Raw genomic sequence first — 13,223 nt, 5'->3', positions numbered from 1 at the left:
AAAACCGATCACGATAAGGAGTTCCCCATGGCCGTTCTCGTTGGCAAGCAAGCCCCGGATTTCACCGCCACCGCCGTTTATGGCAACAACGAAATCAAGGAACTGAAGCTGTCCTCCTTCAAGGGCAAGCCTGTCGTTCTCTTTTTCTACCCGCTCGATTTCACCTTCGTCTGCCCGTCCGAACTGATCGCTTTCGATCACCGCCTGGAAGAATTCAAGCAGCGCGGCGTTGAAGTGATCGGCGTCTCCATCGATTCCCAGTTCACCCATCTGGCCTGGAAGAACACCGCCGTCAAGGAAGGCGGCATTGGCCCGGTTGGCTATCCGCTGGTTGCCGACGTCAAGCATGAAATCTGCCGCGCCTACGACGTCGAACTCGAAGCTGCCGGTGTCGCCCTGCGCGGTTCCTTCCTGATTGATAAAAATGGCACCGTCATGCACCAGGTCGTCAACATGCTGCCGCTCGGCCGCAACATCGACGAAATGCTGCGCATGGTCGATGCCCTGCAGTTCTTCGAAGAAAACGGCGAAGTTTGTCCGGCCGGCTGGAACAAGGGCAAGCCGGGCATGGTCGCCTCCACGGAAGGTGTCGCTGCTTACCTGGCCAAGAACGCCAAGAAGCTGTAACACTCGCCGTTTCCAGCCCACGCTGTGGGCTGGCCAGAAGAAAAACCCCGGTCGCATTTCTGCCGGGGTTTTTTTCCATTGTTATTTTCCTGAATAACAGGATAAAATTTAGAGAATTTGTAATTTCATCAGAGACAATCGATCATGGCAGAACCAGAATATCTCAGCACCCGGCAAGCCGCCCTGCGTCTGGGCGTTTCACTCGGCACTGTACAGAACATGGTGGAAAACGGAGCCCTTGAGGCCTGGAAGACTGCTGGCGGTCACCGCCGCATCCCGGTCGCCTCGGTCGATGCCCTGCTCGCCCGCCGGCGCAACCTGACGCCTAGTGCGCAAGAAGGTGGTGGCCAGCTCGACATTCTGGTGGCCGAAGATGACCACACGCTGCAAATGCTCTACCAGATGACCTTCGATAGCTGGGGGTTGCCGATCAAGCTGCGCATCGTTGCCAACGGCTTCGACGGCCTGCTGCAAGTCGGCCAGCGCGTTCCCGACATTCTGATCGCCGACCTGATGATGCCTGGCATGGATGGTTTCGAAATGATCCGTCGCCTGCGTGCCAATGCCGATCTGGCGAGGATGGACATCATTGTGGTCAGCGCCATCGACAGCGAGGAGATCAAGAAGCGTGGCCTGCCGAACGACATCACGATCTTCGGCAAACCGATCCCCTTCCACGAAATCAAGGGTTTCCTGCTCGGTCGCATTGCGGCTCGCCAGCGCGCCTCCTGACGGTCTGAAAAAAGCGTTTCCAGAAGCCTGATTTTCTGCAGTTACCGGAAGCAGGCGCTCTGAACGCATGCCTGTGCATCAAGCACCTTCGCACACACTTAACTGACGAAAAACTTATTTGGCAACACTTGCCCGATTGACTCGCCAAAAGAGGCAATCCCTGGTGCCCCCTGTCGATCAGGCACGGCCAATCGCCACACATTTGCTTTTTTATTTTTGGAACTTCGCCGGACTGTCCGGCGGCAGTAATGCGCCACGAGACAAGAAGCCGGCAACCACGTACCGACAAGCCTCGTCCTTAGTGACAAGCATCTGAGCGCAGGCGTATGATCTGGCCACCTTTTGCCCTATCCCGGCAGGCCATAAAAACAGATCAGGAGACGATCCATGGGATTATTCGGTAACAACGCAGCGCTCGAAAAAATTGACCGCGATATTGCGGCAATCGCCGAGGGTTCCGCAGATTTGTCACATTCGGTCGGCACAACCGGAAATGATGCGGCGGGAAGGATTTCCGGAAATATCAACCGTTTCTTTGGGCGTGTTCGCAGCCTGATTTCGCATTCCCGCGAACGAAGCGTCAGCATCGCTGCCGATGCGGCCCGGATGAACCAACTGGTCCAGCAGACGGACGATGCGGTACGCCGGCAGGAAGCCTTGGCCGCCACGGTTTTCGACTCAAGCAACCGCGTCAATCAGGCGGTTGGTGAAGTCGCCATGAACTCCGACGCCATCCAGTCGTCGACCCAGAACAACCTCGACCTCGCCCAACGTTCGCTTGAGCAGATGGAAACCGTCGCCTCGACGATGCGTTCGACCAATGCCCACATCGAACATTTCTCGTCGACGGTGAGCGAACTGCACACCAGCTCGATGAAAATCAACGAGATCGTCTCGCTGATCAACGACATTTCCGATCAGACCAACCTGCTGGCACTGAATGCCGCCATCGAAGCTGCTCGCGCTGGTGAGGCCGGACGTGGTTTCGCCGTCGTCGCCGACGAAGTGCGCAAGCTGGCCGAAAAGGTCAAGACCGCCACCCAGGTGATCGGCCAGAACACCCAGTCGATGATCAATCTGGTTTCCGACACCTCGGCCAAGACGCAAACCATTGTCGGCGAGGTGACCAGGGCCAACGGCTATATCGAAACCTCGGCCGCCGACCTGACGACCATGGTCGGCGATTTCAAGCAGACGACCGAGCAGCTTGCCACTATTTCCAGTGCCATCTACAACCTGCGCGAAAGCAACCAGGCCATCCATAGCGAAGTCGAAGAAATTCGCGATCACTCACGCGAGATTTCCGGCCGCATGCGGCAGTGCATCGACTCGGCCAAGACCTTGCGCGAATCGACCGAAGACCTGCAATGCACGCTGGCCGATTTCCGCACTGGCAACAACATGTTCGACACCCTGCACGACAAGTGCACTGCATTCCGCGATGACGTCGCCGGAATCCTCCAAAAGCTGGCCGACCGCGGCGTGAACATTTTCGACCAGGCCTACAAGGAAATCCCCGGTTCGAACCCGAAACGCTACACCACTGCCTACGATAACCAGTGCGACGGCGAACTCACCCGCCTTTACGATAATCTGCTGCGCGAGGTGCCTGGCCTGGTCTACTCGCTCTCCATGGATACCAACGGCTATGCCCCGGCCCATAACGCAGTGTTTTCCAACCCGCCGAGTGGCGATCCGGCCATCGACCTGGTGAAATGCCGGCACAAGCGCATTTTCAATGACCCTGTCGGCATGAAAGGTGCGAAGAACCAGAAACCTTCGCTGTTCCAGACCTATGTTCGCGACACGGGGGAAATCCTCGCCGACCTGACGATGCCGGTCATGGTCAACGGCCGCCACTGGGGCGGGGTGCGGATCGGCTTCAAAACCGATCTGGTCAAGTAATCCGAGTCCGGCAGCCAGCTGCCGGGCAATAAAAAGGCGCCGCAAGGCGCCTTTTTATTGCCCGGAGATCCATTCCCGCCCAGGTCACACTGATCCACCGAACATCTGGCGCAAACCGGCCAGATAAGCAGGCGCCTCGGCCGAGCCCTCGACCGGCGCCCAGGCAGCCCGTTCATCGGGCGCGATTGGCACATAGGGACCCGCCTTGGCTTCGAAGATGACAGTTCCCGGCTCAAGCGCGAATACGGTGTGGAAAACCCCATGCGGAATATCGACGCCCAGCACCTCACCGCCGGCACGCAGCGCCACCTGCTCTTCCGCCACCCCATCCGCATCGAAAAACACAACTCCCAGGCTGCCGCGCAGGACCAGTAGCGTTTCGTCCTTGGTCGGACTGAGATGCCGGTGTGGCGGCACATAGGAATCCGGCTCGATGGCAATCATCAGGCGATGCGCCGGATAGACGTCGTCGGGATGGAAATTGCGGTGCACGCGGCGGCGTGGCGCTTGCCGGGCCGAGTCGACTAGCGCCACCATCATCGATTGGTCGAGCCACCTGATCATTGGTATACGATCTCGACGTTTTCCGGCTGCAGCCAGCCGTTCAGCGCCTCGAGCAAGGCATCGTCGAGCCGGACGCGCGAGGCCGCGCCGAGCACCAGTTCGCATTCGGCAAGCTCGTTGCGATAACGGATACGCACTGGCGCCGAGCCTGGCGCGAAAGGCGTCAGCAACGACTTCAGCCGTTGGGCATCAGCGTTGCCGTTCATCTTGAGCAGCAGATGCCGGGCAAAACGCGCCCTGGCCTCGCCCAGCGTCATCAGCTTGTCGGCGACGACGCGGTTGCCACCGGAGAAGTCGTCGTAACTGACCTTGCCTTCGATCACCAGCACTTCATCGGTGACGATCTTGGCGCGTTCGGCCTCGAACAGTTCATTGAAGACCGAGACCTCGACCATCCCGGTCCCGTCGTCCAGCTGCACGAACAGCATCTTGCCGCGCCGGGTCATCTGGGTGCGGACGCCGACGACCAGACCGGCAATGGTCGTCATTTCCTTGGCCGGTTCGAGACGGTTGAGTGGCCGGCGAATGAAACGCGACAGCTCTTTCTTGCAAGTGTTGTAGGGATGCCCGGAGAAGAAGAAACCGAGTGCCGTCTTCTCTTCCATCAGCTTGGTCTTTTCGTCCCATGGCCGGACGTTGACGTATTCCGGCGCATGCTCATCGGCCACGTCAGCCATATCGAACAGGCTGGTCTGCATCGCATTGCGCTCGGCCTGCTCGGCGAAATCCATGGCCACGCCGACGGTGGCCAGCAGCTTGCAGCGATCCGCCCCCTTCCCCGGCGCGATTTCAGGTGCGATGGTATCGAAAGCCCCGGCCTTGATCAGCGCCTCGGTGGTCCGGCGATTGACCATGCGCTTGTCGCAACGCATGCAGAAGTCGAAGAGGTCCTTGAAGGGACCGCCCTCGGCCCGTGCCTTGAGAATGACATTGACCGCCTGCTCGCCGGTGCCCTTGACCGCCCCCAGGCCATAGCGAATGGTGCCGCGGTCGACCGGCTCGAAACGGTAATTCGAGACATTGACGTCCGGCCCGAGCACCTTGATCTTGTTGGCGATGGTGTCTTCGTAAAAGATCTTCACCGAATCGGTGTTGTCGAGATCGGACGACATCGTCGCCGCCATGAAGGCCGCGCAGTGATGCGCCTTGAGCCAGGCAGTGTGATAGGTGACCACTGCATAAGCGGCGGTGTGCGACTTGTTGAAGCCGTACTCCGCAAACTTGGTCATCAGGTCGAACAGCTGCTCGGCCAGCGCCGGGTCGTAGCCTTTTTCCTTGGCGCCCTGGGCGATGGTCTCCCGGTGCTTGGCCATTTCCTCGGGCTTTTTCTTGCCCATCGCCCGGCGCAGCATGTCGGCGCCACCCAGCGTGTAGCCGCCGATGATCTGCGAGATCTGCATCACCTGTTCCTGGTACACGATGACGCCGTAGGTCGGCGACAGGCAGGCAGTCAGGTCGGGGTGGAAATAGTCGATCTTCTGCTGACCCTTCTTGCGCAGGATGAAGTCGTCCACCATCCCGGAACCGAGCGGGCCGGGACGATAGAGCGCGAGCACAGCGATGATGTCTTCGAAACGGTCGGGCGCCAGCTTCTTGAGCAGCTTCTTCATGCCCTCCGATTCAACCTGGAAGATCGCCGTCGTGTTGGCATCTTTCAGGATCTGGTAGGCCGCGGGGTCCTTGAAACCAAGCGACATCAGGTCGAGCTTCTCGCCGGTCATCCGGCGGATGTACTCGACGGCCAGCTCGATAATCGTCAAGTTGCGCAGACCAAGGAAGTCGAACTTGACCAGACCGGCCTTCTCGACGTCGTCCTTGTCGAACTGTGAGACCGGCGAGGCATCGGCGCCAGTCGCCTGGTAGATCGGACAGAAATCGGTGATCTTGCCCGGCGCGATCAGCACGCCGCCAGCGTGCATGCCGACGTTGCGGGTCAAGTCTTCGAGGCGACCGGCCAGGTCGAACAGTTCGCGGATGGTCTCGCCATCCCCGTCGCCTTCCATCATCTGCTTGAGCTGCGGCTCCTGCTCCAGCGCCTCAGCCAGCGACACCGGCTTGTTCTGGACGATCGGGATCAGCTTGGAAATACGATCGCACATCGAGTAGGGCAGGCCGAACACCCGGCCAACGTCGCGGATCACCGCCTTCGAGGACATCGTGCCGAAGGTGGCGATCTGGCTGACCGCATCGGCACCGTAGTGCTCGCGAACGTATTCGATCACCCGCCAGCGGTTGTCCTGGCAGAAGTCGATATCGAAGTCGGGCATCGATACCCGTTCCGGATTCAGGAAACGCTCGAAGAGCAGCGCGTACTCCAGCGGGTCGATGTCGGTGATGCGCAGCGAGTAGGCCACCAGCGAACCGGCACCCGAACCCCGGCCCGGCCCGACCGGGACGCCGTTTTTCTTGCCCCAGTTGATGAAGTCGGCCACGATCAGGAAGTAACCCGGGAAGCCCATCTGCAGAATTGTCTTGCACTCGAAAACCAGGCGCTCGTCGTATTCCGGCCGGCGCTGCTGGCGCACCTCCGGGTCCGGATACAGCTCGGCGAGGCGGACTTCCAGCCCCTTCTTCGCCTCCTGGACCAGATATTCGCCGTCGGTCATGCCCGGCGGAATCGGGAAATCGGGCAGGAAGTTCTTGCCCAGGGTCATCGTCAGATTGCAGCGCTTGGCGATTTCGAGGGTATTTTCCAGCGCTTCCGGCAGGTCGGCAAACAGCTCGACCATCTCGGCCTGGGTCTTGAAGTACTGTTCCTCGGTATAGAGTTTCGGGCGGCGCGTATCGCCCAGCACATAACCTTCGGCAATGCAGACCCGCGCCTCGTGCGCCCGGAAGTCATCGCGATTCATGAACTGGATCGGGTGCGTCGCGACCAGCGGCAAGCCAAGCTCACCGGCCAGATCAGCCGTTTGCTGGACGATGGCCTCCTGCTGCGGCTGGCCATAGCGCTGCACTTCAAGGTAGAAAGCGCCGGGGAAAATCGCCTCCCAGGCCTTGGCCCGTTCGCCAGCCAGATCGAAATTACCGTTCAGCAGGGCCTCGCCGATATCGCCGAGATGCGCGCCAGACAAGGCAATCAGGCCATCGCTGCCGAGCTCGGCAAACCACTCGCGACGAATTTCGGCCCGGTCACGTCGGCCTTCGACCAGATAGGCCTTGGTCAGCAGTTCGCACAACTGCTGGTAACCGACCCGGTTACGTACCAGCAGCAACAGCCGATAGGCATCCTCCGGCGCATCCGGATTGGTGATCCAGACATCCGCCCCGGCAATCGGCTTGACCCCCTTGCCCCGCGCCCCGGTATAGAACTTGACCAAGCCGAACAGATTGCCCAGGTCGGTCATCGCCATGGCCGGCATGCTATCGCCGGCGGCGCGCTTGACGGCATCACCAACCCGGACGATGCCGTCGGTGACTGAATATTCGGAATGGAGACGGAGGTGAACGTAGCGCGGGGAATTCATCCTTGCGATTTTACCGCGACCGGATATGGGCAGCCGATTACATTTCGTCGACGCATCGGCTAGATTAGCGGTTTCAAATAAAACAGCCGGAGACAAGCCATGACCCAGGAAGAACCCCTCGTTTTACGTCAGGACCGGGCCGATGGCCTGACCACGCTGACCCTGAACCGTCCGGGGCAGTTCAATTCGCTGTCCAAGGACATGCTGACCGCCATCCAGGCCGAACTGGATGCCATCGCTGCCTCCGATAGCGTGCGCGTTGTTGTCATCGCCGGTGCCGGCAAGGCCTTCTGCGCCGGGCATGACCTCAAGGAAATGCGCGGCAACCACAGCAAGGCTTTCATGCAGGCGCTGTTCAAACAGTGCGGCAAGCTGATGCTGACGATCACCCAAATGCCGCAGCCGGTGATCGCCCGCGTGCACGGCATCGCCACGGCGGCTGGCTGCCAGCTGGTCTCGATGTGCGATCTGGCGGTAGCCGCTGATGTGTCGAAATTCGCCGTTTCCGGCATCAATGTCGGTCTCTTCTGCTCGACCCCGGCCGTCGGCCTGGCCCGCAACCTCGGCCGCAAGGCAGCGCTGGAGATGCTGCTTACCGGCGAATTCATCGACGCCATGGAAGCCAAGGCCAAGGGCCTGGTCAATCGCGTCGTTCCGGCCGATGCACTGGATGCAGAAATCGAACGTCTGGCTGGCAGCATCCTGGCCAAGAGCGCGGTCGCCGTGCGCATGGGCAAGGGCATGTTCTACCAGCAGCTGGAAATGGGCCTGAGCGAAGCCTACGAGTACGCCAGCGAAGTGATGGCCTGCAACATGATGAGCGATGACGCCGGCGAAGGCATCGACGCCTTCATGCAGAAGCGCAAGCCGGTTTATACCGGGCGCTAGACGTCTTCGCTGAACCCGGCCTGTTGCGTCATCAGCATTCGGCCGGCTTCACATTCGCGGCTAGCCGCAATACCACCTTGAAAGCCGGCGTCACGGCCGGCTGATAGACTACGCCACAGCACGCCGCCAGCCCTGGCTGGACATCTCACTTTGCGTATTTTCCCCTGTTGATCGTAGCCATCCAAACCATGCAGCCCTTGTCGCCAGCAGTGATCCACCATGGCAGCGCCGGGCTGTTTCTTGCTGCACTGGCAGCCGCCTTCCTGCGCCTGCCAGCCACCGAAGCACCGGCCTTTGTGCCGCCCCCCGTCGTCGCCAGCCCGCTGCCGGCCGACATGACACGAAGCAACCTGCCTTCAGCCGGTGCCACGGCCGGACCGGCAAGCCTGACCCTGCTGGCCGACGGCAAGGTAGCCGCGGCCTGGCTGGCCGGACCGGGTAACGATAACTCGGCGGCGACGATCTGGTTGTCGATCCTCGGTCGCAGCGGCTGGAGCCAACCCTTGCCAGCCGCCACCCGCGAAAGTACGGCCGCCGGCACTTTTGCCCACATGAGCAGCCTGGGACGCCCGCTTTTGCTGGCCGAAGGCAGCTGGCTACACCTCTGGTACGAAAGCCTGCCGCTCGGCAGCGGGGCAGGGGCGGCCATTGTCCATAGCCTTTCCACGGATGGCGGCAAGACGTGGAGCAAAGCGGAACGACTGCAAACCTCGCCGCTCGGCACACTGGGCAACGGACTGGGCGGACCGCCTCTGATGCTTGCTGACGGCGGCCTTGGCCTGCCGCTCGACCAGCGATTTCCGAAGCAAGGCAGCGAGTGGCTGCGCCTGTCGGCGACCGGCCGGATAGTGGACAAGAGACGGCTGGCCCACGCGGCACCAACGCTGCAACCGGCGGTTGTCGCCCTCGACGACCACAGGGGGCTGGCGGTGCTCCGCGACAACCGCGCCGGCACCAGCCGAGCCACGCTCAGCACGACCAACGGCGGCCAGACATGGGAAACGGCCAGCGAACTCGCCCTGCCCGCCCCGGACGCACCTGTTGCGCTGCTCCGCCTGGCCAGCGGCCGCCTGCTGCTGGCCGGCAACCCGCAACAGGGCAAGGAAGCGCTGCAGCTGTGGCTCTCGGCCGACGATGGGCAAACCTGGGCGATGAAACGCATCGTCGAAGCGGCCAGCGATGGCGGGGCCGAATTCGCTGATCCGGCCTTGCTGCAGGGGCGCGATGGCCGCATTCATCTGACCTACACCTGGCGCCAGCAGCAGATCAGGTATGTCGCATTTACCGAAGCATGGCTGGCGGGAGGCGCACCATGAACCTGACCGCCGCCTACGGCCTGCTTGCCCACGGGCTGATTTTTGGCGCCATGGCTGCGCTTTTGCCGCTTGGCCCACTGCACCAGCGCGTCGTGCTGACTGCGACCGCCACGGCGCTGCTCGTCGGCATCGCCCCGGCGATGCATGGCCTGTTCGGCACGCCATCGGCGACGTTGCTGCAACTCGCCATCCTTCAGCTTGCCAGGCGTACACCGTCGCCGTTCACACAGCCGGTCGCCGCTGGCCTGCTCACCTTCGCCCTGTTTTTCTACCCGCTGGCACTCGGCTGGGGGCCATTCGACCCCTATGCCTTGGGCTACCAGCCGGCACCGCTGCTCGCCGCCCTGCTGGCACTCGGTCTCGCCCTATGGTGGCGGCGCCAGCCCGGCTGGCTGACAATACTCGCCATTGACCTGCTGGCCTACGCCAGCGGCATTTTCGTCAATTTGTGGGATGCGCTGTTCGACCCGCTGCTGGTGCTGCTCGCCCTGGCGATTGTTGTCCGCCAGTGGGCGATCCGTTTTATCGCGTCAAGGAATCGCTGATCAGGCGGCGAATGTTGCCGGCCTCGAAGGGCTTGTCGCAGATGGCTGAAACACCGGCCCGCTCGACGGCGGCCAGACGGCCCATGTTCTGTTCGCTGGTCACCATCAGTACCGGCACCTCGGCCTGCCAGCTTTGCGTACGGATGTATTCGGTCAGTTCGCGACCATCCATTTCCGGCATGTTGTAGTCGGTAATCACCAGATCGACCATACTTTGCTCAAGCAGGGAGACTGCCTCCTTGCCATTGACCGCCTCGGTGATGCGCTCGATGCCCAGTTCTTCGAGCAGACGGCGCAGATGACGCCGGGACGCCAGACTGTCGTCGACCAGCAGGACGCGCAAATTCTCGATTTCGGTCACATCGATGTCTTCCGGCGGATTCAGGTAATCCGCCGCAGCAAAGAGCGCCCGCGACAACTGCTGCTCGGTAAACGGCTTGCTGACGATACTGCACGCCCCCGATTGACGCACCGGCTCCAGCACCTGTGGCCGCGTTTCACTGGAAACGAGAATGAAGGGAATGGTTTCCATGTCGGCGTTGGCACGCATCGCCGTCACCAGCTCGGTGCCAGCCAGATCGGGCAGATAGAGGCTGCTGATCACGATCACATATTTGTGTTCCTGCTTGAGCGAAGCCAGGGCAGCACTGGCCGTTTCAACAACGGTCACCTTCTTGACGCCCTGATGTTCCAGCATGCGCTTGACCAGATGAGCCTGCATGGATGAAGGCTCAACCAGCAGGACAGACAAATCGGCCAGTGAGGTAGTCAGTGCCATGCGATCACTCCGAAACGAAGGTAATAGATCACTATAGCACTGCCTTGGGAGGCGCTCACCCCCAAGGCAAAGCGGGTTTAGCCGCGCAGGCGGGCAGCCACCGCAGTAATGCGCTGGCCGTACTGACGAGCCGTATCGAGATCGCCCTGCGGGATTTCATCGACGCTGGCATCGGACGGCGAACGGACAAGCAGGCCGACCGAACCACCCAGATGGTTCACGTCGGCATGCGTGGCAGCCTTGGTGTTGGACGGCAGGAGACCGAGGCTGACCCAGATGCCGCCATGCTGCGAAGCCAGCGTCTGCAACTGGATCACCGTCGCGCCCTTGTCGCCGACCGGGCTGGCGCTGTTGGTGAAGCCGCCGAACACCTTGTCCTGCCAGGCGCGGGCATACCAGGGCTTGGACGATGCATCGGCGAATTTCTTGAACTGCCAGCTCGGGCCACCCATGTAGGTTGGCGTGCCGAAAATGATGGCATCGGCGGCGGCCAGCTTGTCCCAGCCGCCTTCGGGCAGGTTGCCTTCGGAATCGATGGCCAGCAGTTCGGCCGCAGCACCTTCGGCGACGACTTCGGCAACGCGCTTGGTGTGACCGTAACCGGAGTGATAAACGACGATCGTCTTGCTCATGGCTGTTTTCCTTTAAAAGTTTGTTGGGGTTGGTTTATGCAACAGGCGGCAGGTCGAAAAGCAGGATTTCCGCTTCTTCGCCGGCCAGAAATTCAAGTTGGGTTTCATCGGCAATCTTGGCGCCGTCACCAGCGACGAGGCGTTGCCCGTTGACCGACAATTGGCCACTGACCACCTGCACATAGGCCAGCCGACCGGCCGCCAAGCGGTACTCGGCCGCTTCGCCGGGAACCAGAACGCTCGCCCACAAGCGGGCGTCCTGACCGATCGTCGTGCTCCCCTCCGCCCCGTCAGGCGAGGCCACCAGCCGCCAGCGACCGCGCAATTCCTCAATTGGCAGCGCCTGCTGCTCGTAACTGGCCGGTGTGCCATGTTGCGACGGCTCGATCCAGATTTGCAGCAAATGGGTTTCCTGATCCGGCAGCGGGTTGAACTCGCTGTGCCGGATGCCCGTACCGGCACTCATGCGCTGCACCTCGCCACGCCGAATGACGCCGCCGTGGCCAAGACTGTCCTTGTGCTCCAGTGCCCCGGACAGGATGTAGGTGACAATTTCCATGTCGCGGTGGCCATGCGTGCCGAAACCCTTGCCGGGCGCCACACGGTCTTCGTTGATGACGCGCAGCACGCCCCAGCCCATTTCGGCCGGATCGTAATAATCGGCAAACGAGAAACTGTGCCTGGCACGCAGCCAGCCATGATCGGCATAACCTCGCTCGGCAGAAGGGCGGACTTGGATCATTGATAATCCTTTGTGAATTGATTGTATGGATTAGTTTCGATATTAGGCCTAGAGTTCAGGCGTTAATAGCGAATTATTGCGAGGCTATCGTTCAATTATTTTCACATGAAGATTTCATTCGACTTGTTACTCATCCTCGACGCCATCGACCGTCACGGTAGTTTCACCGCCGCCGCCACGGCGCTGCATCGCGTCCCGTCGGCGCTATCGCACGCCATCGCCAAACTGGAAGGCGAGCTTGGCGCCACGCTGTTTCACCGCGAAGGGCGGCGTGCCACGCTGAACGAGGCCGGACATACGCTACTCGAAGATGGCCGCCACCTGCTGCGCAGCGCCAGCGAGCTGGAGCGCCGCGTCCAGCGCATCGCCCAGGGCTGGGAGGCCGAATTGCGCATTGCCATCGACACCATCATTCCGGTCGAGCGCATCTACCCCATGCTGGAGCGCTTTTATGCCGCCGGTCACAGCACCCAGCTTCGCCTCAGCTACGAAGTGCTGGGCGGCACCTGGGATGCCCTGGCCACCGACCGGGCCGACCTGGTGATCGGCGCCAGCGGCGACATGCCGGCCCGCAGCGGCATCGCCACCCGCCTGCTGTGCCGGCACAGCCAGTTCGTCTTCGCGATTGCGCCAAGCCATCCGCTGGCCGCCTGGACGGAGCCGATTCCCAACAGCGAACTGCTGCGCCATCGCACCATCGCCATCGCCGACACCTCGCAGGAACTGGCCGCACGCACGATCGGCCTGATCGAAGGCCAGGACATCCTGCGCGTTCCCGACATCCGTGCCAAGGCAGCCGCCCAGGTGGCCGGCCTCGGTATTGGTCACCTGCCGCGCTGGCTGGCCGATCCGGAAATCGCGGCCGGACGCCTGGTCGAGAAAGCGCTGGCCGACCCACGCCATCCGATGCCGCTGCACCTGGCCTGGCGCACTCGGCAAAGCGGCAAGGCGCTGAACTGGTTTCTCGATAGCCTGGCGGAAAAAGCAAATATCGACCGGCTGACCCAGGGGCTATAAACACGGGCGA

At 61.5% G+C, this 13,223-nt stretch carries 12 protein-coding genes; 7 read left to right on the top strand and 5 right to left on the bottom strand.

The features are described from left to right. Window positions 1–27 precede the first annotated feature (27 nt). The 3 genes from DARO_RS02920 (at window position 28) to DARO_RS02910 (ending at window position 3,264) form a co-directional block, all read left to right on the top strand. Window positions 28–627, top strand: coding sequence for a peroxiredoxin (locus DARO_RS02920; protein ID WP_041224177.1), 600 nt, complete (start codon window positions 28–30; stop codon window positions 625–627). Between the two features lie 144 nt (window positions 628–771). After that, complete coding sequence (locus tag DARO_RS02915) at window positions 772–1,359, top strand: response regulator (protein ID WP_011286328.1); 588 nt, start codon at window positions 772–774, stop codon at window positions 1,357–1,359. A 387-nt stretch (window positions 1,360–1,746) separates the two neighbouring features. Then, window positions 1,747–3,264 carry a methyl-accepting chemotaxis protein gene (locus tag DARO_RS02910; protein ID WP_011286327.1) on the top strand — a complete coding sequence of 506 codons (1,518 nt, stop codon included), beginning with the start codon at window positions 1,747–1,749 and terminating at the stop codon, window positions 3,262–3,264. Between the two features lie 84 nt (window positions 3,265–3,348). Here the strand turns inward: DARO_RS02910 and DARO_RS02905 are convergent, their stop codons facing one another. Together DARO_RS02905 and dnaE are read right to left on the bottom strand one after the other, a co-directional pair. Then, on the bottom strand, window positions 3,349–3,828 hold the full coding sequence (locus DARO_RS02905) for a WbuC family cupin fold metalloprotein (protein WP_011286326.1): 480 nt from the start codon (window positions 3,826–3,828) through the stop codon (window positions 3,349–3,351). Next, window positions 3,825–7,295 (bottom strand): DNA polymerase III subunit alpha, encoded by a 3,471-nt coding sequence (dnaE, locus tag DARO_RS02900; RefSeq protein ID WP_011286325.1) that lies wholly within the window; start codon window positions 7,293–7,295, stop codon window positions 3,825–3,827. Before dnaE ends, DARO_RS02905 begins: the two co-directional genes overlap by 4 nt. Before the next feature lie 99 nt (window positions 7,296–7,394). Between dnaE and DARO_RS02895 the strand changes: the two genes are divergently transcribed. The 3 genes from DARO_RS02895 to DARO_RS21505 all read left to right on the top strand — a co-directional run bounded on the left by DARO_RS02895 (window position 7,395) and on the right by DARO_RS21505 (window position 10,044). Continuing rightward, window positions 7,395–8,183, top strand: a complete 789-nt coding sequence (locus tag DARO_RS02895) for an enoyl-CoA hydratase (RefSeq protein ID WP_011286324.1) — start codon at window positions 7,395–7,397, stop codon at window positions 8,181–8,183. A gap of 167 nt (window positions 8,184–8,350) precedes the next feature. Then, entirely contained in the window at window positions 8,351–9,499 is a 1,149-nt protein-coding gene (locus DARO_RS02890) for an exo-alpha-sialidase (RefSeq protein ID WP_157037126.1), read from the top strand. After that, entirely contained in the window at window positions 9,496–10,044 is a 549-nt protein-coding gene (locus DARO_RS21505) for a hypothetical protein (protein ID WP_011286322.1), read from the top strand. Before DARO_RS02890 ends, DARO_RS21505 begins: the two co-directional genes overlap by 4 nt. Here DARO_RS21505 and DARO_RS02880 read toward each other — a convergent pair. From DARO_RS02880 to DARO_RS02870, 3 genes are all read right to left on the bottom strand, one after another. Further along, the gene (locus DARO_RS02880) at window positions 10,022–10,822 is read right to left on the bottom strand and encodes a response regulator (protein WP_011286321.1); all 801 of its coding nucleotides are present in this window, start codon (window positions 10,820–10,822) and stop codon (window positions 10,022–10,024) included. The genes DARO_RS21505 and DARO_RS02880 overlap by 23 nt on opposite strands. 77 nt (window positions 10,823–10,899) lie before the next feature. Continuing rightward, window positions 10,900–11,454, bottom strand: a complete 555-nt coding sequence (locus tag DARO_RS02875; RefSeq protein ID WP_011286320.1) for a flavodoxin family protein — start codon at window positions 11,452–11,454, stop codon at window positions 10,900–10,902. Between the two features lie 34 nt (window positions 11,455–11,488). Beyond that, the gene (locus tag DARO_RS02870) at window positions 11,489–12,196 is read right to left on the bottom strand and encodes a pirin family protein (RefSeq protein ID WP_011286319.1); all 708 of its coding nucleotides are present in this window, start codon (window positions 12,194–12,196) and stop codon (window positions 11,489–11,491) included. Between the two features lie 105 nt (window positions 12,197–12,301). On the opposite strand from DARO_RS02870, the gene DARO_RS02865 reads away from it, so the two are divergent. Continuing rightward, a complete protein-coding gene (locus tag DARO_RS02865) occupies window positions 12,302–13,213 on the top strand; it encodes a LysR family transcriptional regulator (protein WP_011286318.1) in 912 nt (303 codons plus the stop codon). Window positions 13,214–13,223 lie beyond the last annotated feature (10 nt).

The sequence above is a fragment of the Dechloromonas aromatica RCB genome, assembly GCF_000012425.1.
Note: the sequence above shows the minus strand (reverse complement) of the source record. Positions and strands in the feature narration are given on the sequence as shown.

What these genes read in the sequence shown, in the direction of transcription:
- DARO_RS02920 (WP_041224177.1), top strand. Translation starts at nt 28, where the DNA reads ATGGCCGTTCTCGTTGGCAAGCAAGCCCCGGATTTCACCGCCACCGCC.
- DARO_RS02915 (WP_011286328.1), top strand. Translation starts at nt 772, where the DNA reads ATGGCAGAACCAGAATATCTCAGCACCCGGCAAGCCGCCCTGCGTCTG.
- DARO_RS02910 (WP_011286327.1), top strand. Translation starts at nt 1,747, where the DNA reads ATGGGATTATTCGGTAACAACGCAGCGCTCGAAAAAATTGACCGCGAT.
- DARO_RS02905 (WP_011286326.1), bottom strand. Translation starts at nt 3,828, where the DNA reads ATGATCAGGTGGCTCGACCAATCGATGATGGTGGCGCTAGTCGACTCG.
- dnaE (WP_011286325.1), bottom strand. Translation starts at nt 7,295, where the DNA reads ATGAATTCCCCGCGCTACGTTCACCTCCGTCTCCATTCCGAATATTCA.
- DARO_RS02895 (WP_011286324.1), top strand. Translation starts at nt 7,395, where the DNA reads ATGACCCAGGAAGAACCCCTCGTTTTACGTCAGGACCGGGCCGATGGC.
- DARO_RS21505 (WP_011286322.1), top strand. Translation starts at nt 9,496, where the DNA reads ATGAACCTGACCGCCGCCTACGGCCTGCTTGCCCACGGGCTGATTTTT.
- DARO_RS02880 (WP_011286321.1), bottom strand. Translation starts at nt 10,822, where the DNA reads ATGGCACTGACTACCTCACTGGCCGATTTGTCTGTCCTGCTGGTTGAG.
- DARO_RS02875 (WP_011286320.1), bottom strand. Translation starts at nt 11,454, where the DNA reads ATGAGCAAGACGATCGTCGTTTATCACTCCGGTTACGGTCACACCAAG.
- DARO_RS02870 (WP_011286319.1), bottom strand. Translation starts at nt 12,196, where the DNA reads ATGATCCAAGTCCGCCCTTCTGCCGAGCGAGGTTATGCCGATCATGGC.
- DARO_RS02865 (WP_011286318.1), top strand. Translation starts at nt 12,302, where the DNA reads ATGAAGATTTCATTCGACTTGTTACTCATCCTCGACGCCATCGACCGT.